The 23,492-nt window shown below is 35.5% G+C and carries 16 protein-coding genes and 2 pseudogenes; 11 read left to right on the top strand and 7 right to left on the bottom strand.

Going from position 1 to position 23,492, the window contains the following annotated elements; all coding sequences use genetic code 11:
• Positions 1-70 precede the first annotated feature (70 nt).
• From H4J73_RS08580 to H4J73_RS08570, 3 genes are all read left to right on the top strand, one after another.
• Positions 71-289 carry a TIGR02922 family protein gene (locus H4J73_RS08580; protein ID WP_182180278.1) on the top strand — a complete coding sequence of 73 codons (219 nt, stop codon included), beginning with the start codon at positions 71-73 and terminating at the stop codon, positions 287-289.
• Between the two features lie 110 nt (positions 290-399).
• Positions 400-1,878, top strand: coding sequence for a DNA recombination protein RmuC (locus tag H4J73_RS08575; RefSeq protein ID WP_259367932.1), 1,479 nt, complete (start codon positions 400-402; stop codon positions 1,876-1,878).
• A gap of 43 nt (positions 1,879-1,921) precedes the next feature.
• Positions 1,922-3,121: a GGDEF domain-containing protein gene (locus H4J73_RS08570; protein WP_259366723.1), complete on the top strand. Its 1,200-nt coding sequence runs from the start codon at positions 1,922-1,924 to the stop codon at positions 3,119-3,121.
• Between the two features lie 80 nt (positions 3,122-3,201).
• On the opposite strand, the gene H4J73_RS08565 is transcribed toward H4J73_RS08570, so the two are convergent.
• Entirely contained in the window at positions 3,202-4,539 is a 1,338-nt protein-coding gene (locus tag H4J73_RS08565) for a sodium-dependent transporter (protein ID WP_182181519.1), read from the bottom strand.
• Positions 4,540-4,750: 211 nt separating this feature from the next.
• Between H4J73_RS08565 and H4J73_RS20455 the strand changes: the two are divergent.
• From H4J73_RS20455 to H4J73_RS08550, 3 genes and pseudogenes are all read left to right on the top strand, one after another.
• A pseudogene (locus H4J73_RS20455) lies at positions 4,751-5,055 on the top strand (ion transporter); the annotation flags it as partial.
• A gap of 998 nt (positions 5,056-6,053) precedes the next feature.
• Positions 6,054-6,257, top strand: a complete 204-nt coding sequence (locus H4J73_RS20450; RefSeq protein ID WP_259366722.1) for a hypothetical protein — start codon at positions 6,054-6,056, stop codon at positions 6,255-6,257.
• A gap of 1,342 nt (positions 6,258-7,599) precedes the next feature.
• The gene (locus H4J73_RS08550) at positions 7,600-8,319 is read left to right on the top strand and encodes a hypothetical protein (RefSeq protein WP_182223195.1); all 720 of its coding nucleotides are present in this window, start codon (positions 7,600-7,602) and stop codon (positions 8,317-8,319) included.
• A gap of 1,557 nt (positions 8,320-9,876) precedes the next feature.
• On the opposite strand, the gene H4J73_RS08545 is transcribed toward H4J73_RS08550, so the two are convergent.
• On the bottom strand, positions 9,877-10,671 hold the full coding sequence (locus H4J73_RS08545; protein WP_182181522.1) for an ion transporter: 795 nt from the start codon (positions 10,669-10,671) through the stop codon (positions 9,877-9,879).
• Positions 10,672-11,606: 935 nt separating this feature from the next.
• Between H4J73_RS08545 and H4J73_RS20770 the strand changes: the two are divergent.
• The 3 genes and pseudogenes from H4J73_RS20770 to H4J73_RS08535 all read left to right on the top strand — a co-directional run.
• Positions 11,607-11,702, top strand: a pseudogene (locus H4J73_RS20770) (ion transporter); the annotation flags it as partial.
• A 15-nt stretch (positions 11,703-11,717) separates the two neighbouring features.
• Positions 11,718-11,867, top strand: coding sequence for a hypothetical protein (locus H4J73_RS08540; RefSeq protein ID WP_182181523.1), 150 nt, complete (start codon positions 11,718-11,720; stop codon positions 11,865-11,867).
• Positions 11,868-11,968: 101 nt separating this feature from the next.
• Positions 11,969-14,836 (top strand): ATP-binding protein, encoded by a 2,868-nt coding sequence (locus tag H4J73_RS08535; RefSeq protein WP_182181524.1) that lies wholly within the window; start codon positions 11,969-11,971, stop codon positions 14,834-14,836.
• A gap of 455 nt (positions 14,837-15,291) precedes the next feature.
• Here the strand turns inward: H4J73_RS08535 and H4J73_RS08530 are convergent, their stop codons facing one another.
• From H4J73_RS08530 to H4J73_RS08520, 3 genes are read right to left on the bottom strand one after another with little or no spacing between them, the layout of a single operon-like run.
• Positions 15,292-15,600, bottom strand: coding sequence for a DUF962 domain-containing protein (locus H4J73_RS08530; RefSeq protein WP_310649676.1), 309 nt, complete (start codon positions 15,598-15,600; stop codon positions 15,292-15,294).
• A 24-nt stretch (positions 15,601-15,624) separates the two neighbouring features.
• Positions 15,625-16,260 carry a LysE family translocator gene (locus H4J73_RS08525; protein WP_182181525.1) on the bottom strand — a complete coding sequence of 212 codons (636 nt, stop codon included), beginning with the start codon at positions 16,258-16,260 and terminating at the stop codon, positions 15,625-15,627.
• 31 nt (positions 16,261-16,291) lie between these two features.
• Positions 16,292-19,996, bottom strand: a complete 3,705-nt coding sequence (locus tag H4J73_RS08520; RefSeq protein WP_182181526.1) for a hybrid sensor histidine kinase/response regulator — start codon at positions 19,994-19,996, stop codon at positions 16,292-16,294.
• Between the two features lie 345 nt (positions 19,997-20,341).
• Between H4J73_RS08520 and H4J73_RS08515 the strand changes: the two genes are divergently transcribed.
• Together H4J73_RS08515 and H4J73_RS08510 are read left to right on the top strand one after the other, a co-directional pair.
• On the top strand, positions 20,342-21,037 hold the full coding sequence (locus H4J73_RS08515; RefSeq protein WP_182181527.1) for a pseudouridine synthase: 696 nt from the start codon (positions 20,342-20,344) through the stop codon (positions 21,035-21,037).
• A 160-nt stretch (positions 21,038-21,197) separates the two neighbouring features.
• Positions 21,198-21,494, top strand: a complete 297-nt coding sequence (locus H4J73_RS08510) for a hypothetical protein (RefSeq protein ID WP_182181528.1) — start codon at positions 21,198-21,200, stop codon at positions 21,492-21,494.
• Positions 21,495-21,507: 13 nt separating this feature from the next.
• On the opposite strand, the gene H4J73_RS08505 is transcribed toward H4J73_RS08510, so the two are convergent.
• Together H4J73_RS08505 and H4J73_RS08500 are read right to left on the bottom strand one after the other, a co-directional pair.
• Complete coding sequence (locus tag H4J73_RS08505; protein ID WP_182181529.1) at positions 21,508-21,795, bottom strand: DUF1244 domain-containing protein; 288 nt, start codon at positions 21,793-21,795, stop codon at positions 21,508-21,510.
• Between the two features lie 14 nt (positions 21,796-21,809).
• Positions 21,810-23,381: a CsiV family protein gene (locus H4J73_RS08500; RefSeq protein WP_182181530.1), complete on the bottom strand. Its 1,572-nt coding sequence runs from the start codon at positions 23,379-23,381 to the stop codon at positions 21,810-21,812.
• Positions 23,382-23,492 lie beyond the last annotated feature (111 nt).

Here is a 23,492-nt window from a genome sequence, read left to right as displayed (position 1 = left end):
TACAGTAATGTTCGCTTTTTCAACTACACTGATATAACACTGAAAAATAAAGCCTGAAATATCCTTAATTATGACTAACACTAAGCTACGTACCGTTACTATTATTTATTATTGTGATAACTCACTTGAATTAATGCACTTTATTGGTCAGTTTCCACAAAATGCCAGTGGTCGCGTGATTATTTCAGAAAAATTTAAGGAGGAAAAATCAATTATTGCTGTTTGTGATGGCGAAATTACTATTCTTAATAAAATGGGGGATCGTATTCATTTAATAAATGATTATTAAATGATTATTAAATATTCACTGTTTAATGATAACGCTAGAATAAACTTAACCTGAGTATATTTCTATGCTTTAATACTGATAATATTTACAGTGTTACTGATGTGTTCCTTATGTTTTATATGATACTACCTGCTTTTTTAGAAATAATTCCTGCTGAGCTTTTTATTTTTTTGAGCGTTATTTTATCGGTATTTTGTTTTTTAATTAGTTTGATCTTATTGTTTAAAATAAAAAAAATGTCATTGCGACTGACCGCTCAAAATGAAAAATCCCAACTCTTATTTGAAAAATTATCGGTCGATAGTGAAGTTTCAAAGAACTATCAACAACAACAACAACAACAATTAAGTTTTAATCACCAACAGCTAGCAAATCAGCAAGCCGAGCTAAAAACTTATTTTGAACAACAAATATCTGATTTTAAAATTAAACTCTTGTACCAGCATGCAGAGCAGGGTGAAAAACAAACATCGAGTTTGCATGCGAGTAGTGAGAAGTTAAATAAAGCGCTACATGAACACCAAGTGGTTTTTAATCAAAACCAACTAAAATCGGTTGATCAACTTGTAGAGCATCTAAATAGAGTGACTCAAGTAAGCCGAGAAGACTTAACGAAGTCATTGCAGGCATCGAGTGAGCAAATGGCTAAACGCATTGATGAATTAACGGTATCAACAGACAATCGTCTGAAAGAAATTAGTGGACAAGTTGAAAAACGATTGGCGGAAGGTTTTGATAAAACAACAAAAACCTTTAATGACATATTACAGCGTTTAGCATTGATTGACGACGCGCAAAAGAAAATTACCGAACTTTCATCCAACGTAGTGAGCTTACAAGAAGTATTAAGTGATAAACGTTCGCGTGGTGCTTTTGGTGAAGTGCAGCTAAATAGTCTCATTCGTAATGTTATTCCAGAGCAAAATTTTTCCTTACAGCATACGTTGTCAAACGGAAAAATAGCTGATTGTATTTTATTTTTACCTGAGCCAACGGGTAATGTCGTCATCGATTCTAAGTTCCCGTTAGAGAATTATAAAAAAATGTTAGATAACCAACTGGGCGATCATGACCGAAAAGCTGCTGAACGCCAGTTTAAAGTTGACATAAAAAAACACATTAATGACATTAGTGATAAGTACTTAATTGAAAAAGAAACGGCTGATGGCGCAATCATGTTTATTCCTGCAGAAGCTATCTTTGCTGAAATTCACGCCCATCAAGGTGATCTTGTTGACTACGCGAATAAAAAACGTGTTTGGTTGGCGTCTCCTACGACATTAATGGCGATATTAACAACCTCAAGATCTGTGCTAAAAGACGAGGCTACTCGAAAGCAAGTTCATGTTATTCAAGCACATTTGTCACATTTATCTCAAGACTTTGGCCGTTTTAAATCTCGATTTGCGAATTTGGCAAAACATATTGATCAAGCTGCGACTGATGTTAAACAAATTCATACTTCGGCGGATAAAATATCATCACGCTTTGACAAAATTGAACAAGTTGAGTTGAAAAAAGAAGACGATGCTGTGCCAAGTGAAATTGAAAATCAAAAAGAAAACAATGAAGCATTACCTGTTGCGTAAATTATTTAATTGCTCAAATATCATCTAATTTAAGGAGCTAACGTTGTATCAAAGAATTAAGACGCTAAAAACATTGTTTTTTAGTGTTGTCACTTTTACTTTCGTTTATTTTTTGGTGGTGCAAAGCCAAGTATTTTGGCTAAAGCAAATCGCTATTATCGCCCCCTTGCTGATTGTATTACTGGTAGTGGTTACTGTTTTTGCGAGTTATTTTAATCGAAGCCGTTTAGCTTATTTATCGTTATTGTGGTTGCTTTACTATGGCAGTATCACTTTTTCTCCCCCTTGGGCGAATTGGTTAGCAAAACAAAATGATTGGCTAACAATATTTGGCTGTTTTACTTTACTGCTCTTTTCATTAACAAAAGACCGTGGTGTGATTTCAATTCATGGTGTTTATCGCTTGTTCTCTATTTTTTTAGCAGGCGTGGTTGCATTGTTTTGGCTGGAGATTAGCGGATCAGTTATCGCTTTTATTGAAGGCTTTGCTAATACCGAACTGCTTAAAAAAACGATCCGTTTAGAATTACCTCTTCTTGTGTGCAGTGTAGTGATTGTTCTGCGGGCAATGATTAAAGCAGATTTAGTGACCTCAGCTATTTGTATTTCCTTGCTTTTTTGGCTTTGTAATCAATACCAATTAACCCCGCTACCAATAATGTTAATGCTGATATTACTCAGCTTGTACTATGTGTTAGTGATTACTATCGATGCTTATTTCCTTGCTTATCGCGATGATTTAACCGGACTACCATCACGGCGCGCACTAAACCAATTAGCGCTGTCACTTGGGCGAAAGTATACTGTCGCCATGTTAGATATTGATCACTTTAAGAAATTTAATGACACTTATGGCCATGATATAGGCGACCAAGTATTAAAATTAGTCGCGAAAAAAATTGGCGGTGTTAAAGGGGGAGGTAAAGCGTTTCGTTATGGGGGAGAAGAGTTTACGGTAGTATTCCCCCGTAAAAATATTGACCAAGCATTGCCTGAATTAGAAGCTGTCCGTGAAGCTATTGAAAAATATAAAATTGTTATTCGACACCCTCAGCGTAAAACAAAGCAAGCGCGAAAGGTAAAAAAAGGCAACAAGCAGAGTGATTTTAAAACGGTGAATGTCACTATATCAATAGGTGTGGCGGCTAGAGAGAACAAGCAAAGCTTTGATCAAGCGTTAAAATGCTCAGATCAAGCGTTATATAAAGCGAAGAAGAAAGGTCGGAATAACGTGAGCTATTAAGGTGAGGTGCATTGGCTTTGGTCATACACACAGAAACGTAGTATGACAAAGCCAATATTAGTATTATGTTAATAACAGTCTTAATTTAAAATTGCCACATTAACAAACACAACGGTTAGTAACAAAGGGCAAACAAAACGGAGGTAATTTCCCCAAATTGGCAACCACTTCCTTCCTTCTTGTAACGACTTATCACGCAGCTTATTACCACGATTCCATAACCAACCAACAACGATAAAGTAAAATAAACAACTTAATGGTTGTAAAATAGTCGTTAATAACCGAATAACTAAGCCAAACAATTCATCGAAAAAAGCAATTAACAACATGCTGGCACAAAGCACAACGAATGAGACTAACCAAGTCGCTTTTGAACGAGTAAAGCTTTTATCTTCCATTAAATAAGAGACGGGGACTTCCGTTGAGGATATGGTTGATGTTAATGCGGCAATTGACAATAATAAGAAAAAACAACTTGAAACAATCAAGCCAACATCACCCATAGAATTAAATAATTCAGGCAAAATTTTGAAAATTAACTGCCCCTCCCCAATTAATTCATTATTACTAAAAACTTTAACACCTGCTTCTTGAGCAACAAAAAGCGCAGGAATAATTAAAAGACCCGCCATAAAAGCGATAAAGGTATCTAGTGCGGTGATTGACAGTGCTAATTTACCTATATCTTTACCTTTTTGCATATACGAGCCATAAACCATCATGCCGCCTACGCCAATAGACAATGAAAAGAAGGCCTGTCCCATGGCTGATATAATGAGTTTGGGGTTGGTGACTTGTGAAAAATCAGGAATTAAATATAGCGCTAAACCTTTCTCAGCCCCAGGTTGACGTAAAATATAAATAATTAAGCCAATAAGCATCACTAATAATAAAGGCATTAAACGTGCTGACCACTTTTCGATACCTGCATTAACACCCTGATGAATAATAGCTGCACCGAGTAAAATAAAAAGTGGAGTGAATAATAAATTACGCTCGGTACTTGATGTCGCTAACCATTGCGAGATACTGCTTAAGCCTAAGAGTTCTGTAAATGCAGAAAGTGCATGCGCTAACATCCATCCCGCAACGATAGTGTAAAAGCTGAGCATCATAATCGCGCCGCATAAACCGATTATCCCTGCGTATTTCCCTACTTTTGGCAGGCTGTTTTGGCAAGCGTCTTTTAAAGCGGCAACCGGATTTTTTTGTGCTTGGTTGCCAATATATATTTCTGCGTACAATGCAGGAAGTGCGAGAAGTAGGGTGACTAACAAATAGACAAACAAAAATGCACCGCCCCCATTATTAGCTGCCTGTGTAGGGAATCCCCAAATATTCCCTAAACCAATTGCTGAGCCTGCGGCGGCTAATACAAAACCGATACGGGAATGAAAGGAATCTCTAGTGTGTGTCATATATTATTGAATGCATATTGTTTTTATTTGCACAAGAGCTTACCGAGTTCAGATCATATAGCAACGATTTTTTAAAAAATTGTTTTTAAGAAAATATAAACTGTGTAAACCGCACAACTAATAACCTAATAAATTTGCTTTCAACAATATCATCCCGATATATGTTGAAGTTAAATTATTTGTAATGATAAGTTTTTCTAAAAATGCTCGAATTGTCATTGGTAGTTTAATACCTAATCGCAGCTCAGGGGTATTATTAGCACGTTTATTAAAAGTATGTAGGGTTTTACGTTTAGTTTCTCTGTTAACAGAGTTAGGCTTGCTGATTAACTCTCTCCTAAGCGCTATCACACGCATGGGATCTTTTGCGTAGCTCATGTTTGTTATTTATTATCTTTATGTTGCATTAGGCAGTATGGTTTTTAATACTATTAATAAAGAGCTTTGGGGGATGTTTCAATCTCCATGCTGACATTGTTTCGTTTCGCGATGTTTGAAGATTGGACAGATTATCTCCCTTGTTCTTTTTAGTATTTTTTGTTGATAACACTTATAAATATCATTGTATTTTATGACTCTGAAATATCAATGTATTTCATGGTGTTATCAGTTTTTTGAGGTGTAAACGCATTGTTAAGTTACTTTCGCTTTTGAGTGGTCGCTTATTTATTTTGTGACAAAAGAATAAAAATTTTCAATTTATAGATGTAGTTATGTGGAGAGAATGTTTACTATTTTCTTCTGCAAAAATGCTGTAGAAGTAAAATAAAGATCAAAGCAAAATTCTATGCAAGCCTACTTAATGCCGTTGAGAAAAAATGGACCTTTGTGAATAAAAATAGAAATAAATGTGGCAGTAAGTCTTATTTATTAAAAAAGGATCCAAACACTTCAAATAAAGTTGGAACCTGACTTCAACGGGTATAAGTGAACCTTCATCATTATTCGAAACATATCATGAAATGACGGTGTAATGTTTTTTGCATGCGCTCAGTGGAACTCCTTATTTGATAGTGTCAGTTTTTTTATAGTCTGCTATGGGATAATAAGCAGACTGAGCACTTTATCTTTTATGTTTAGCGACAATAAGCATAAACTTTGGTCTGACAAGTGCACATTCAAAAAGCTAATTTTTTAAGTTACAGGATTTTTATACCTATTACCGCTTTGCTGAGAAACAGTCGTTCGAGCTATTTGAATTACAACCGTATAGCCCCCAAAATCGGTTATTAAGGCAGTGTTGAAGTCAAACGTATTTAGGGACCAATTACGTCATTTAAAGGGGGGTAATAAATCAACCATATTCTACGCGTAGCGACGGTCATCAATACTAAATGAGCTATTACCCCCCGCATTAATAGACGCCACGCTTACTCGGCTAAGTAAACAACGCAAATGACCTATATCTAACGAATTACTTAGCATTTTGGTGAAGCTCACTCATATGCTGGTATGCCTGCCGTTTTTTTTCATAATTTTATGATGTTAAAAATAATCTTACGATAGATTTACTGGTGAAAAGCTATTCAATAAAAGAGCGTGAAATGGCGCTAAAGCATTTAAATAAAACCCAAATAGGCGATTTAGCCGTTTATGACAGAGGTAATCCTGCCGTTTGGTTTTATAAATATCATGGGCTAAAGAATGTTGATTTCTGCATGCGCATTGTTAAAGCTTTCTTAGAAAGTGGGAAATATACTGATATCGTTAATTTTTGATGTATTGAGAAGTCTCTTCGTTGATGGAGAAAAGATAAAATATCGATTGGAACACTACATTTAAGATTAGTGCTAGTTGACCTACCATCTGGTGAATCAGAGATTTTAGTTGCATCATTAACAGATTTGAAAGCTTATCCTACTTCTATTTTGGCTGATTTATATCATCAACACTGGGGAGTTAAAGAGGATTATAACGTATTGTAAAATCGTCTCAATATTGAGAATTATTCAAGTGTTTGTGTCGAAGGTGTTTTACAAGACTTACACGCTAAACTATTGACTAAAAATCTGCCGCTTGAGCGATCCATGATGCAAACAATAAAGGATCCTAAAAATAATAGAGTCTATGAATATAAAATAAATTTCACCTTTGTGATAAATCAGTTTAAAGATAATGTTGTCAGGTTCACGTCAAACAAGTCTCCTATGAGTTATAAACGTATGTGTTAATTTCTTAAGTTAATGACATTGCTTCGCTCATTGCGCTCTTTGCGATCGTTCACAGCAAAACGTTGACTGAGTTAGTCGAACGTAAAGGGAAACAACAAATAAAGCTCGTTCGATGGTCTGCACTACTCACAAAGTAGGGAGTCAGGGTTATCGCATAATTTATAAATTTTTTAGATACTGGGTAGCGATTTATATTGTCGTTATTGCCGCCATGGCGAGTATGAGAATATTCAAGCATTTTAATCTTTTAGTCACCGGTCCTGACTTATAGAGGCCACTGGGTTGGTCATCTATTCTTGTCCATGCGCCAACGCTATATAAACAGTAGACTCAGTAGGCTTGTTTCTCTCTCAGGGGCGAAGACGCAGAAGAAAATTGATAAGTAACATCGACTTTCCTTCACTTATTAACTTGTTCGGAGGGATAGGGTGCAGTGTCAGGATTTTTTACACCTAGCACAGAGTGAACTTGGCTTTTTAAAATGATTTGCCCTTGGTAATAGCAAAGTCAAATATATCGCCATCACTGTCAAGGCATTTGCCCAATAGGCTTGTAAGCACCACAATGCAAGCCTTGCAGGGTTGCAATGATGTTTTTGTACGTCAAAGTGGATTCAGTCTTATGTAACGCTTTACTTACATTATCTCCTTCAATGTCGATGGCTATTTTCATGCTTCAGTGTTGTACAACACTGATATTTAAGTGATTAATAGCTAAATTTAAAAATATTAATGTCATTTTTTATAAGTTAAGAAAATAGTTTTTTTAACTTACTGATATTATTGTATATAACTATTTGGCTCAATTATTGTTTAAGACCATTCAAAAGGTGATATTTAACTTTTGAGTTACCATTTTCAATTTTGGGAGTGGGTAAAAGGAATAACGCATGACATTTAAATTTTTAAAAAGGGTTTTAACAACTTTCAGATACGCAATGTTCATAATCTTCGGTGTACTGAGTGTTTCTGGCACAGCATCGGCCACACTAATAGAGGCAATAGCGAACCTAAATGAGGGTGACAATTACAGGGTGGTGTTTGTTACGAGCACCGGTCGAACTGCCACTTCGACCGACATCAACGTTTACAACAATTTTGTGAGTAATGTAGCTCGAAATGGCTCGGTCACGAGTACCTTAGGTTTAGAGTGGGCAGCGTTAGCGAGTACATCGACTATAAACGCACAGGTAAACACCGGCATTAGTAGTTTGGATAATAGAGCTGTTACGATATTTAGCACTTTTGGAGACATAATTGCGACATCGGGTCAGGATTTATGGAACGGTACTTTAATGAACCCGATTATTTACAACGAGGCAGCGATTCGAGGACGAGGTACATACGTTTGGACGGGCATTAACAGCATTGGTGCTTTTATGTCTGATTACGAACTTGGTTCACTATACCCAATGAGTGGCGATTCTGGTGAGGATCATCACGTTTGGAGCTCAACTTATAGGTTTCATCAATTATATCCATGGAGTCTTTACGGCATATCAAATGAGATCACGAAGCCAATCGTTAATGTACCCTCACCAGGAACAATTATTTTGTTATCAATGGGCTTAGCTGGCTTGTCATTTACTCGATACCGAAGACAATCTTAATTGGCTTGTCATCCATCCCTGCAAGTACCCATCGTAACCAGCGGGTAATATAGTACATCAAGTACAACGGCTCTTTTGGGAGCCGTTTGCTTTTACTCTCTCTTCATAAATAAAGAGGCTCTCAGTAAAATTGAACAAAGTCAGCGTGATCAAAAAATATTACATAAACTGACTGTTAGTAGCAAAACAGAAAAAAACCACAACCACTTGACCGTGATCGTAAAAAGGCAGCGAGGGGTCAATCGAGAGTACTGGCCCTAGTGTAAAAAATAGTTGAACTCAAGGCTAAGCTAGCATTTAAAAAAGTAAAATAGGGTGCTTCTCAGAGCTTATTAGCGTTTATGAAAAACTGAAAAAAATTGAATGAATACAGTTTATGAAATAGAAACAACTGTTCGCATAACAAAAACATTTCATAATTATAAAAAAGTGACAAATCTATCCATTTTAGTAGAGTAGTTAGTCGATTCCATCACTCACATCGTCACTAGCAAGATTGACTTTTATACCATAAAACCCCTAACACTTTTTCACCAGAGCCATGTGTAGAAAAAGTATAGGGCTAAAAGGGAATGCAACAGTTGAACGTCTAGAAAGCTTTTGTGGACGTTATCTTATAAATATGTTGTTGATACAGCAGAATAGATATCGTCTAAAAATCTTGTGGATTTTATGTCTTTTCTCGCTAAGAAGTCTCATTTTTAGACGTTGGATATTCATTAGACGACAAGATGTGGAGGGCTTTTAATAGCGATATCTACAATACCCTAAAGTATAAGGATATTGAGAAATTACTTACGATCAAAGTTATGTGGTAAGCGTCTGCTGAAAGTTTGATCTCTGGTTACGATAAATTCTCTTATGTAAAATATTCAACATTTTACCGAAAAGAAGACCCCGGTCCCAATCCAAAATAGAATTTACAAACTTAACAAAGGAAATAAAGGCGGAATTAAATACGACACCAACCCTGTGAGCATGATCAATCCAAACCCACTATGCATTAAGCACCTTCGGCATCACATTTGAAGATAACGACATAATCGCAATGGGTTGCTTTGATATACAATAAAACGATCCACGGCGTTTTACTGCGGCGATCACTCAATGCCTTAAAAAAGTAGGAAAGAATAGGAATACGTAGCAATGCATAAGAAAATAGCTAAGGGGTTGAAGGAGCTATTGGTTGATAAAAATTTAGTAACCAAAAAATTAGCTGGAGGGGGTGATAAAAGAAACTTCATCATCTACCCTACATCAGGCATTTATTAATTTACACTTACCTATATAATAATGTAAAACCTAGTTGTTAAGCGACTAGTGTCTCTACACACAGAGGGTTAGGTCTTTAATGAAGTAGAGAATAAGGCCTGTATTGACGCCTTTAAGCTAAATAAATTTGTTCTTCGGCCTTAGCAAAAAAAAGCTATAATGACCTCAGTCAGTTATGTAGCAAACCCTAAACCTCACACTCTGCTGGACCTTTTTTCTATGCTTGATTTTTGTTCAAACAATTCAAAACAGTTGTATGAATAGCCGCTTAGAAGCAATTTTTTATTACTTTTTTTGTGCAATAAGCAAGGCTTTTATTTCTTTCAATTCTTGTTGCAGTTCAATAAGAGTAGGTTGTTTTTCAGCTTTTTCATCTCTGGCTGCTTGGTGTTCTTCTTCCATGACATTAACAACAATACCAATCACCATATTTAAGAATGCAAAGGCGGTAAAGAAGATAAATGTTAGATAAAATATCCAACTATAAGGATAGACTTCCATTGTTTCGTATTGAATGTCAGTCCAATCCTCGAATGTCATAACTCTAAATAGTGTTAACATTGATATTGCTATATCACCCCAGAGTTTTGGATTGATCTGACTAAACATGAAGCTGCCAAATGCCGCATATATATAGAAAATTATAAACATCAATAGAACTACATAACCTAATTGTGGCAAGGCTTTTATGAGAGAGTTAATGAGAATTCGCAACTCTGGTACAACAGATATCATTCTTAGTACACGAAATATACGGACAAGGCGAGCAAGAAGAGCCATTTCACTATTATCTATGGGTATAAGACTTATCATTACGACAAGAGTATCAAAGACATTCCAACCTTTTTTCAAGAATGAACGTTTATCATCATCTCCAATAAAGCGAACAGTTAACTCGAAAAGAAAGAATATGGTTATAAAAACGTCTAATATTTCAGCAAGCGAAACTGCACTATCTGTTAATTGAAATGTTTTTGCACCTATTTCTAGTGCGGAAAGAATAATAACGGAGACAACGACAAGCTCAAAAATCTTGTTGTTTTTGAGTGTATTCAACTTCATTTTTAGGGATTTATACATAGTTTATTCTGTTAACGTCTCTATCGAGTGCTCTTAAATATTGGGTGGGGATTATACGCAATTAGCGTATTATTACCTTATAATTATTTTTAAGAAAGTCTAAACACATTTGCCAAGAAATAAACAATAATACCCAAGGTTACAATTTCATGAGTCATAATGTTGCTATAGCATTTGAAGGTTTTTACTTTACTGCAATCCAATCATGGGAGGCTTTATTGAAAAAGGTTGTAGGTAATGGAGTAACAACTTCTACGCTGAGAACTTCCTTTGAATGAGAAAGCAACTTTTAAACATTATTAATCGACATTGAGTTAGCGCTCTTTACTCTTAAACATTATAGAAAGATAAATGTCTTTTACGATGGAAAATCCATTCAAAATACTTCTTTTGATCAGAGCTGCCACCATTCTTGCATTGATAATATTAGGGAACACTATAATAATTATCGATGAACCTTCAGTGCACTTGAATAGCAACTTACTGGCTAAATATCTTGTTAAGTTGGTAAAGAGAGTCAAAAAAATCGACAACTGATTTTTGCGATATATGATGCTAATTTTGTTGTTAATGGTGATTCAAAATTGATTCATATACTATCGATGTCAGATTCTAAGATAACAAACTCTAGTGAAACCTCTATTAAGAATCTTAATTATCGAGCACAACTTTTTTCACTTAAAGGTGGCTCCCTTGATTTAGATAGAGTGAGAAAAAGACTTCCCGCAAGTGGCTTGAGGCTAGGAATAAATGCAGACGTTAACTATATTTTGTTAACAAAAGTATTTTGTGGCTATTATTATTTTATATAATATAACTTTGTCAAAAATCATATGTTTACAAAGGATTATTGTGAGCACTTTTTTGTATGAGTCTATTGTTAATAGATCTCGCCACTCACTCATGTCAACATTTTATAGTGAGGTAATGGATATGTAATGTACGAAACGATGGCGGTTTATCTTCTTCACTGGGTTTATTATTTGACCTTTATCTTTTTAACTGCGTTTATATTTTTGGACATGATGGTGTGAACTCTCTTAGAAGTGATAGGACAAGAAAACGAAAACTATAGAGCAGAGCAACATAGTGAAATGGGGGATGGTGGAAAACGCGCTAATCGCGCCGAAATTGAAAACGTTGAAAATGAGTTAGTAGAAATTAAAGTTTTATTGAAAGAAAAACTCAGCCACTAGCGTTAATTATTTAAAGTTTAAATAACACTTGTGGGATTTAATGAAATAAGATGTTATAAAAGTAAAAATCATATTTAATTCAAGTGTTTTGGTTGTTCTTAATGATTGCTTTTAAGCGAATTGTTTATTTTTTTGTCGTTTTTATCGTTCAAACGTTATTCTTTTCGTCTGTAACTTACGCAGTTGATAAGCGTGAGGTGCTCAGTAGCGATAAAAACATATCACAAAAAATTGAAACTCTTAGTACTATAGAAGACAAACAGGCAGCGGTTGACTATTCAATCTCACTATTAAATCGCGCTGACTTAACTCCCCTGCAAACTATCGCCATTTTAAAAATACAAGAAAGTCATTATTATCAACTAAGTGAACTTAGACTTGCATTAGCCGCTGCTAAACATGTGCGATTAATCGCGGCTAAAAATAACTTTAAAAAAATTGAAGCAGACGCTAATAAAAGTATGGGTATTTATCATTATTTAAAGGGGGAGTTACCGCAGTCAGTTGAAGCTTCAAAAGCCTCATTAGCCTTCTATTTAAATTCAGGCAAGCCCTTAATACTCGCTAATTTATATAATAATATTGGTTTGGCTTATATTGATATGGGCAATATAAGTAGCACTTTAGAAAATTTTCAAGCAGCTGAAACTATTTATCAAACCTTCGGTAGCAAAGCAGATCAAATTGATATTCGTTATAATATTGCGGGTATGTATTTGCGTATAAAGCGATACGATGCCGCGGCAGAGCTGTATGTAGATGTTATTGAAAAACTAGCCGATGTCGATGACAAACTCACGTTAGCGAAAGCTAGAGGGGAATTAGGCACGGCATATAAGTATTCTGGAGAGTATCAAAAAGGTCTGGAATTACTTTTACAAGCGATTGAATATTTCGAACATTCAAATAATCAATATTACTTATCAGCCTTTAGTCATAACATTGCCGGTCTTTATAATATAATGAACCAGCCAATCAATGCCATGAAATATGCAACTCAAGCCGTGAGTATGGGCAAAAATTCGGGTAATAGTATTGCTTATGCTGGTGGGCTTCACAGTTTAGCCCAAGCGCAGTTTTCATTAGGTTATGTCGAAAAAGCTTATGTAAATATACTTATTTCTGATCAACTCGCTCATAAAATAGGTCATGAAGAGCAAATGATTAACAATATGGCGTTACTCGCTTTAATTTATTCCGCACAAAACAAACAAAGTGCCGCATTTAAAACCCATCAAGAATATATCAAAAAAACAAGAGAAATTGCGAATAATAAGCTTAATATTCAGTTAGCAGACTTTGAATCTGAGAAATTAAAACAAGAAAATAGTCAACTCAAACAAAACGAAAAACTTCAGCAATTACAAATAGAGCAGGCTGATCAAAAACGTAATTTTAGTTTAGCGGCTGCTACTTTTATTATTGTACTCGTTTTATTTATCTTGAATCGTAATATTGAACGTCGCTCAAAATTAAAGTTATCTGCGCGAGTAAAAAATCGCACACAAGAATTAGAGCTACTAACCAGTGAATTAGTGAAGGCTAATGCGATTAAAAGCCAATTTTTAGCCAATATGAGCCACGAAATCAGGACTCCTTTAACCTCAATTATCGGCCAAGCTGAGGCGATCACTAATGGTGATATGGATGAAAAATATTTACATAAAGAAGTCGAAATCATTCATGGAAATAGTTTACATTTATTAGAGCTTATTAATAACATTTTGGACTTAAGTAAAGTTGAAGCCAATAAGTTAGAGTTGGAATTAGTCGAGCAAGACTTGCAGATTATCTTACATGACCTGGCTAATCTGTTTATCAAATCAGCAAAAGCTAAAGGGCTACATTTTGAGATTATTCATACCTTACCTAGCTCCCTTCTCCTCAGCATTGACGGCTTTCGTTTAAAACAAATTTTAATTAATTTATGTTCAAATGCGATTAAGTTTACCCACAAGGGATCTGTTACGTTAAATGTATCGATAAAAGACGCGGCACTCACCATTGCTGTCAGCGATACGGGTATTGGAATGAGTGAAACGCAGTTACAGGAAGTATTCACAAGTTTTACTCAGGGTGATAGTAGCATTAGCCGACGCTTTGGCGGTTCAGGCTTAGGTTTATGTTTGTCTGAACAATTAGCAAAATTAATGTTAGGAAAAATATCAGTAACAAGTACCTTAAATAAAGGGAGTACATTTACGTTAGTTTTACCCTGTAAACAACTTGAGTCGATACAATTATCGGATATTTCCCCAACAAAAATTGTTGCTACTACTTTAGTGCCAGTCACCCATGAGACTAAATTTGATGGACAAGTGTTACTTGCTGATGATCATGATGATAATAGACGTTTAATCGCTCGGTTATTAACATCATTAGGTTTAGATGTTTTGTGTGCGAGTAACGGTCGAGAAGCAGTCAAACTTTACTTGGAAAGTAAGCCTAAGCTTATTCTTATGGATATTCAAATGCCAGAAATGGATGGCATTGAAGCTTTTAAAGTCTTGCGTCAGCAAGGTTGCGTTCAGCCTATTGTTGCATTAACAGCTAATGCGATGTCCCATGAAGTGGACAAATATTTAGCACTAGGCTTTGACGGACATTTAAAAAAGCCTATTGAACGAAAATTATTTATTGCCACCATTGCAAGATACTTTGGTGAACATGTTGATGAAAATACAGCCGTAAAGGCTATTGCTTCAGTTGACATGTCTGATTTGGTGATTGAATTTAAATCTAACCTAGTACTAGAGCAGCAAGACTTGATCCTCCATATTAAAAATAATGAATTAATAAAGCTTGCTGAGCTTGCGCATCGCATTGCTGGAGCCGCACAAATGTTTGGTTTTTCACTTGTTTCAGTCAGTGCGATAAAATTAGAGAAGCATATTAAAGCGGGCTCTTCTCATCTCATTAGTGAAGCAGCGCAAAGCTTACTTAATGAAATAGACCAAGTGCTTTGGTAGTTATTTATAGCACCTGGCTTTATGGGGCTTAGCTTTCTTCTTTCATAAAGAACACTTGCTTCATCGGTTGTTCAAATAGGTTGGCAATTTTGAAAGCGACTTCTAATGAAGAGAGTATTTTCCTTTTTCAATCGCTGCGATTGTTTACCTAGAGACCGAAACGGCATCTGCAAGTTTCTGCTGAGCCACTTATTGATGCGAAAACCCTAATATTTAATATTATTGGTAATTATTTTTGCGGTATTCATAACCCCGACGATAAGATATTAAATTTACAAACGCGCTAATAATCTCTACTAATAAAGTAATAACCAAATGCAGAATCTCATATTTTTTAGGTAAACCAAGCATTGAAAATGTAAATTGAAACACTCGTAAAAATAAGATGCAAAAAACACCTAAGGCTAAACATTTATAGGCACGATTTTAATAAGTAAGAAGACTCAATCGCTTAACTAAAACTTAATTTTTCTGGTCAATATATCCGTAAACATCACCCAGTCGCCTACAAGGCTATAGATAGGATAGGTAAATGTTGCAGGTTTGTTTTTTTCGAATATAAAGTGACCAAGCCAAGCAAACCCATAGCCAATAAAAGGAATGAACCATAAACCTTGCCAGTGACTATAATTAATACAATAAAAGATGAGCAATAATATGAGTGATGAACCGATAAAATGTAACCGCCGGCATGTTCGGTTCTGGTGTTGGCTTAAATAGAAGGGGTAAAATTCTGCAAAAGATTGATATTTTTTTATAGTCACTGTTTACGCCTCAACTTTATAGTACTAATTAATTTTACTGGTCAATATTTTAAAACCAATCAGTATCATTGCACCGCCTAAAATACGGTCTATCCAATGACCTAAACGCTGAAATTTCTCATTTATTTTGGGTTGGGATAACAACATCACTACGGATGAGAACCATGCAAGCTGTATTGCCATCATCCAAAGTCCATAAATAACTAAATGTAATAAGGGTAAATTGGGAGAAAGTACGACAGTAAAAAGTGCAACGAAATAAATAGGTGCTTTGGGGTTTAAGGCATTACATAAAAATCCAACACCAATGTTTTTTAAAGATGAACGTTTAACCGTCGCTTGTAACTTAACTTTTGTGGCTGTTGTCGACGAGGCTTTTGCACGGATCCCCTGAACTCCTAAATATAATAAGTAACTTCCACCTAGTATTTTAATGATCCATAAAGTCGCTGATGAATTGGCAATAATTGCCGCTAAACCTAAGGCAGAATAAATAATGTGTATAGATAAGCCCAACGCAATACCAATACTGCACATTAAGCCCGCTTTTTTCCCTTGGCTTAATGTTTGCTGAGAAACTAAAATAAAGTCAGGACCTGGCGAGGCAGCGGCTAACAGGTGAATTGAACTAATTAACAGTAAACCTTGTAAGAGTTCCATGATATTTCTCGTTGATATTATTTATGAAAATTTAATGTTCTTTTAGGTGATTAGCAAGTAATGAATTAAAAGTATCTAAAGCCAGATAAAGTTCAGGAATACTTTTGTTCAGTAACGTTATATCTTCTTCTTTAGATAACGTTTCTATTGAACTCACTAAGCTTTGTACTTGAGACCCCCCTAAATTACCTACAGCCCCTTTTATTGAGTGCAGGTTATAATTTATTTGCTGCCAGCGCTCTTCCTTGATGGCATTTTTTAAATCGAGTATTTTCTCTTCACAATCATCTAAGTAACATTTTACTAATAGTGTCATTTTTTTAGGGTTACCTCCGAGCCTTCTTAATAGTGCCGATTGCTGCCAAAGAGAGTCATCTTCGCTTGCTGACTTTTCTCTAGAGCCCAGGCTCAGCGTTAAGTGGTCTGCATTTAATGTATGGGTATCTAAAATAGTTGTTTGCTCTGCTTTAACACCTAACCATAACTTCAATTTATTATTGACGTTGCTTGGCTCTATAGGTTTGGTTAGATAGTCATGCATGCCAGCGATTAAGCACTTTTCTTTATCACCTTGCATTGCATTAGCGGTCATTGCAATAATCGGTACTAATTTATTTTCTTCTCCTGCTTCACCAAGACGTATACGTCGCGTTGCTTCATAGCCATCCATCTCAGGCATTTGGCAATCCATAATAACTAACGAGTAGGGATGGCTTTTTAATGCCTCTTTTAAGCTTGTTAACGCCTCTATGCCATTTGCTACGGCATCAGCAAGTAATCCCAATCCTTGTAAAACACCCAAAGCAACCATTTGGTTTATACGGTTATCTTCAACAACCAATATCCTGGTGTTTTTAGGCCAGCTACTGGTTAGTGTTTTTGTATTATTGGTTTCTACAGTATTCATCGCGTTTAAATAATGATGAGTAAGCAAAGGAGAGGCTTGTTTTAGAATTTCACCACCGTGGGCAACAACAGACAGTGTTTTAAAGAGATCTGATGTTGTTGTCGGTTTCGGAAAATAAGCACTAAAGCCAATATCTGCAAAATATTTTGCATCACCTCTTTTACCCATAGATGTCATCATGACCAGCTTCATTGCTTTAAAGGCAGGTTCACCTTGAAATATTCTAGCTAACGATTCACCTGACATATTAGGCATTTGCATATCAAGCAAAGCAATATCAAAAAATGGCAGATTCTTATCTTCTTCTCTTTCTTTACATAGCGCTAATGCTTCTGCGCCACTGCTCGCTTCCTTAATATTTGCGCCCCACCGTTGTAATTGAGAGCGCAGTGCATCTCGATTAGTTTCATTATCATCAACAATTAAAATGTGCAGGGTTGAAATATCGACTGTGGGTATAACAAGTGTTGAACGGTCACTCTTTTCAACTAATAAGGTAAATTCAAAACAACTACCTTCTCCCTCTTTATCAACAACTTTTATATCGCCATCCATTAAATTACACAGTTTTTTTGTAATGGTTAGTCCAAGACCGGTACCGCCATATTTTCGAGTCGTTGAAGAATCTACTTGATTAAATGCAGAAAAAAGAGACATTTTTTTCTCTTCGGGTATACCAATGCCGGTATCTGAAATACTACATTGTAAGATTAATTTCTTGTCATTATTCATATTTTCTGTGATCAGTTTCGCCTTAATCACTATTTCGCCGTAATGAGTGAATTTTATAGCATTACCTAAAAGGTTCGTCAGTATTTGCCTAATTCTGCCCGGGTCAGATTTGATCATCGAGTCTTCTATACCGGCTAAATCAAGTACTATTTCTAACCCTTTTTCTTGTGCAGGTAAGGCCATCGATTCAGCAAAATAACCAAATAAGTTTCTTAAATTAAAGTCTAAGTGTTCTAATTCTAGTTTTCCAGCATCAACTTTTGAAAAGTCTAAAATATCATTAATTAAAGTTAACAAAGAGTCTGCACTTGATTTAGCGATATTAACTCTGTGTTTTTGCTCTTCATCTAAATTACTATTGAGTAATAATCCGAGCATTCCTAATACGCCGTTCATGGGGGTGCGTATTTCATGGCTCATATTTGCTAAAAACTCTGATTTTAGTTTTGCGGCTTCTTCCGCTTTTTTAAGTGCTGCGATCCTTTCTTGATATGAATCATTAATATTTCGGCTGGTAACGAGTAAAAGAGCACTAACAAAGAGGCTGAGAAACAGAGCGATGGCCGCGGTAATATATGACTCATTTTGCTTTTCTGTCAGTAAATTATTCAGCTTATTTTGTATTTGTTGACTAAGGAAGTTTTCAATATTCTGCAGAATTACACTTTTATCCTTAAGCACACCTAAAGTATATTGCGGATCCGTTTCCCATAAGCTGTTTTGTAAATACTCTAAAGCTTTACTCGCGGGAGCGTCGTCTATCATAACAAGCTGATCAATTTCAAAAACAGACTTACCTTGTTTTCTATATTGACTAATACTAGAGAGTTTTTGTTGATACTGGTTGATTACCGCTGAAAATTCATCAAGGTGGAAAAGTGCTTTTTTATTGTACTGATTGATATCTCGTAAGTTGTCTATAATTTTTTCTACATCATGGTATAGCGTTAAATAATTGACTCGGTATTTTTCATTATCACGTAGTACATAATTCTTAAATTGGTGAATAAGGCCATTATAACCGATTGATGCTTTTAGTTGAGCGACAAGCTGTTCGGTGTTTTTTTCGAATAACACGTTTTGAAGTCGGGAAGCTTCTTTTATTGTGGTGTTATCAAGTAATTGCATGACATGTTTTTCATCACGTTTAAAGAGTGATGAAATAAATATATCATTGTAGAGTTTTTCCTGATTATTTTGCTGGTGGATTCTGAGCTTAAGGGGCCGAATATCGAGCGTGTTAATATTTTTTTTTTCATTTTCAAAAGCGATAAGCCAAATAGAGTTACTCAGTAGGTTTAAAGATTTTAGTTTTAATAACGTAATAAAATTACTGTGCATTCTCCCGATGTCTTTATGGCTAATTTGGTCTGAAAATGTTTGTAATCGACTTAAAAACTGATCTTTCCAATCAATATAATAACTAATGACTTGCAGCCAAGATACATTCTGTTCATCAATCGCATGTCTGATATCTAGTAAGTCGCTTTTAAAGCGGGCTATATATTGTTGATTAAACTCACCTACCTCTATGTGCTTAGTGGTGATCCCTTCTTTCAATGACTGAATTAACGTATCAACAGTTAAGCGAAGGGCTTTTAGTTGACTTAGTGGCTCATTATTTGACTGTTTTTTTTCTGGCGTAGCAGAGTATTCATTCAATAAAAGGGCGCTAAACTCTAATTCTTGGTTAGTTGCATCGATCAGTTGAGCAATCTTTATATCGAGTTTAATGATGCTTTCGGTATGGTTTAAAATGGCTATGTCATCTTGATTTTTATTGACGATATTTAACATCAATGCAATAGCAATAATAAGGGGTAAACCAGAAGAAACTATCAGTTTTTTGCGAATATTAGAGCCATCTGATGAAATATTAACAATATGTTTTCTAATGAGTAAGTAAACGATAGGAGTGATAGATAGGCTTAATAATAGCGAATCTAACAGTGCTTCTGGTAAATAGGGAAATATGGCTTGTAGCCAAGGTAAAAACTGCATGATTAAAAACTCAGTAAAACCAATGGCAACAGCTAATAGTATAAGAATAATGACAATATTATTTTGACGATGTTCACTGTTTGATACGAGACTCAAGTTATTTTACCGCGCTGTTAATTTATGTCTAACAAAGTATAGACACAATTTTAAGTCTTTCATAATCAAGACTTAAATTTTTTTAAGTTATCCCCATATTTATAGGTTAATCGTTAACGGCTATGTTGTGTATTAAAAATAACAGCCAAGTCATTTTAGGACACGTTCTAGACATTAATCGCTACTTTTAATGCTAGCTAAAAGCAAAATTGAATTGATTTTTAACAATAACACTTATAAAGGTATGGGAATCTTATTCTCTTTTTCTTTTTCTTAGTTGATTCTGGCGAGCTATTAAGGATAATAGCCGGCCTAGTCATAACTAACTACAGAATCCAATTAACTATGCGCATTGATAAATTTATATGTAAAAGTACCGAACTCACCAGAAGTGAAGCTAAAAAATTACTAAAAATGGGTGAAGTGCGCGTCAATGGTGACGTTATTAAAAATGCGGCAACACAAGTACATGAAAATAACAGCGTCACCGTTGATGGTGCTGAGCTTACTGCGCGCAGTTCTCGTTATATTATGATGCATAAACCCCTGGATACCATTTGTTCTAATGTTGATGAAGTTTACCCGTCATTACTCCATTATATTGAAGTAGATAAAGCGTTTGATCTTCATATCGCAGGTCGTCTTGATGCAGATACAACGGGGTTGGTACTCGTTACTGACGATGGCCGCTGGTCACATAATATTATTTCACCCAAAAAAGAGTGTGCTAAGGTTTATCGCGTTAATTTACGCAATGCAATATTGTCAGAAAAGTCAGTAGAGTTAATCGAACGGTTCAAATCTGGATTACAATTACAAGGTGAAGACCAACTAACGCTACCCGCTATATTAGACATCATCAATGAAAAAGAAGTGCTACTCACTATCACTGAAGGTAAATACCACCAAGTTAAGCGTATGTTTGCCGCGGTTGGTAACAAAGTGGTTGGTTTACATCGCCAGCAAATTGGCAAGATCAACTTAGATGTTGAACTAGGTACTTGGCGCTACCTCACTAATGATGAAGTTAATAGTTTTTAGTAAAACATTAGGGTTAATAATACACAGAAGACACGATAGAAAAAGAAAATAATTGTTTGATGGTATTATTTTAGGCTTAAATTTTACTAAAAATTAAACTTTTATTTTAATCTGCCGATTAAATGTTCAATAAAAAAATACTAACGATTGGACAAGTAAAGTGGATGTACTTATAGATTTATTACCTTCTGTCAATCAAGTTCAAACAGAGCGTTCAAAGAAAGATAAGCGACAACGTAATAAATACAGCCGTCAAATGAACTCAGCCGTAAACCATGCGGGTGTGTCTAGTGGTGTTGAAAACAGTGCGGCGATAAAACACGTTTTTTGGAAAGGGTACGAACGTCGTTCATCGGTTAATCGGCGTAAGTTAAAAGATAAACGGGGCCGTTGGCTAGAGTCGCGCGACAGAAGTGATCGTCGAGCGACTAAACATGGCATTTCAGTAAAAATTTAGAAGGAAAAAGTCTCTATTTTTTCTGTAACTGATTAAACTTTTCCATTTGTTCAGGTGTTGCTGGTAATTGGTGCTTTTCTTTCCATTCGCTGTAAGGCATACCGTAAATCTGTTGACGAGCAGTATCGATATCTACTTCAACGCCTAACTTTTCAGCCTCTGCAACCGTCCATTTAGAAAAGCAGTTACGACAAAAACTCGCTAAATTCATTAATTCAATATTTTGCACATCTTTTCGGTTGTCTAAATGAGCAAGTAAACGGCGAAAAACAGCGGCTTGTATTTCAATTTCTTTATCCATAATTATCTCTATATTTAATGAAGTGAAGCGGACTCTTCAACTTCCTTAGTGGGTTTCTGATAAGGTAAAATCCGAATTATCATGCCCATATAAGGGTGATCAAAATAGTGTATTTCGGTACTTCTTACGCGTCGGTCTTGTTTAAAGTTTATGGTTTTTAACTGTGCAGATTGCTGTTTTTTACTGCCAGGTAATAATTTTTGTGTTGCTTGTTCGGCTAACGACATATTCATGACATTAAAATCAGCAGTAATGTGTAAATAAAAATCAACCTCCACTTTCAATAAACCTTCAATAGTCCAGTCCTGAGGGGGTTCAATGGGCGCTATTTGCATATTAGTTGAATTTAATATGCTGTGCGTATTGTTTATATCTTTGTCTATTTCGGTTAATAAATTGCTTTTTTCTACAGGCAAACTGGGTAACTTCACGATAAGTTCTTGCAAACGTTCTTTTACTAATTTTTGTTGCAATGCTTCTTCTGAAAGGCCTATTAAAGGAGAGCTTTGCTTATAAATGGCTTTGTGTAGAAGCGCTTCTTGTGTCTGCGCTTGTTTAAGTTGATGCTGAAATTGCTGTAACTCTTGTTGATAATGAACATTAAAATTTTCACCGGCAAATACTTTCAGTGGTATTGCTAATTGTTTTGTTTTTGTTTTTTGACGCCAGCCAAAATGCATTAACGGTTTGAAGTTCCTACTACGCGCTATTTCTTGAACGATATCGTCAAGTTGTAACGATGCTTCACTGAGTAAATAGTCTTGATCAAGGTAGATGTTTTCATTGTTATCAATAGTTGACGGTACGTTGCTAAGAGTAAAAGCCGTATAACTTTCGTAAACGTTTCGGTTTCTAGATTGGTTGAATTGGTTAAACTGCTCAGGAGTAATGGTACACATAGCTTGAGAAAATGAAGCGATTTCATCTGCATAATTCAATTGAATAGCCGAAAATTCAGTCGCGGCTTTTTCGAGTAACTCTGTACGTTCCGCTAATTCTTTTGCACTTACTATCGGTGGCTGATCTATTACCTCTAGGGCATTATGGCTAATCAGAGGATCCGCTTCGCTTGATATTTTTTGTTCAATCAACAGGCTGTTTTTTGCGTAAAAATCATCTTCAGTATTCGCAACAAGCTTGCTGTTTTGTGCTTCGTTAGCTTTATCGTTGCCATCGCTAGAATGTGATATTGGCGTGCTTGAACTTGTATTATTAATCGATTGAGCTGTTATTGCTGTAAAATCAGCCAAGCTTTTTACGGCGAAGTAAGGCTGTGCTTTTATTGTCGTTATCGCTTGATCAATAAATGATTCCGCGTAAACAGGCGTATCACAACTAGGCAATAGCTGTTTTAAACTAGTAATATCAGGATTAAGGTAAGGGCCTAATAAGTCGATGAAATTTCGATATTCGGGTAAAGCAGTATTATCTGGAAAATTCTCTTTTAACAGGGCTTTGTCACCTAACTGACTAAAGAGGATCACTTCCACTTCAAACCAACGGTCGGTATTATCTTCACCCACTGCACTCGCTTGCTGTGAAAATATGAATGCTGTTGATAACAGCATTAAATGTTTTAATTTCATTAATCATCCATTCGGTAATGTTTCACACTGACTTATCACATAACGTTATGACTTGAAGCCATTTATTGAAAAGGCAAATTCAAGTGCAATGTTCATTGTCCTATCTTACGG

Origin of the sequence: Colwellia sp. MB3u-41, from assembly GCF_014076845.1 — a bacterium.
GTDB lineage: Bacteria > Pseudomonadota > Gammaproteobacteria > Enterobacterales > Alteromonadaceae > Colwellia_A.
This window is presented reverse-complemented; position numbering and strand designations above follow the sequence as displayed.

Excerpts from the sequence above, each read along its gene's own strand:
- H4J73_RS08515 (WP_182181527.1), top strand. The coding sequence starts at position 20,342 with ATGCGCATTGATAAATTTATATGTAAAAGTACCGAACTCACCAGAAGT.
- H4J73_RS08580 (WP_182180278.1), top strand. The coding sequence starts at position 71 with ATGACTAACACTAAGCTACGTACCGTTACTATTATTTATTATTGTGAT.
- H4J73_RS08535 (WP_182181524.1), top strand. The coding sequence starts at position 11,969 with ATGATTGCTTTTAAGCGAATTGTTTATTTTTTTGTCGTTTTTATCGTT.
- H4J73_RS08575 (WP_259367932.1), top strand. The coding sequence starts at position 400 with ATGTTTTATATGATACTACCTGCTTTTTTAGAAATAATTCCTGCTGAG.
- H4J73_RS08545 (WP_182181522.1), bottom strand. The coding sequence starts at position 10,671 with ATGTATAAATCCCTAAAAATGAAGTTGAATACACTCAAAAACAACAAG.
- H4J73_RS08525 (WP_182181525.1), bottom strand. The coding sequence starts at position 16,260 with ATGGAACTCTTACAAGGTTTACTGTTAATTAGTTCAATTCACCTGTTA.
- H4J73_RS08500 (WP_182181530.1), bottom strand. The coding sequence starts at position 23,381 with ATGAAATTAAAACATTTAATGCTGTTATCAACAGCATTCATATTTTCA.
- H4J73_RS08550 (WP_182223195.1), top strand. The coding sequence starts at position 7,600 with ATGACATTTAAATTTTTAAAAAGGGTTTTAACAACTTTCAGATACGCA.
- H4J73_RS08505 (WP_182181529.1), bottom strand. The coding sequence starts at position 21,795 with ATGGATAAAGAAATTGAAATACAAGCCGCTGTTTTTCGCCGTTTACTT.
- H4J73_RS08565 (WP_182181519.1), bottom strand. The coding sequence starts at position 4,539 with ATGACACACACTAGAGATTCCTTTCATTCCCGTATCGGTTTTGTATTA.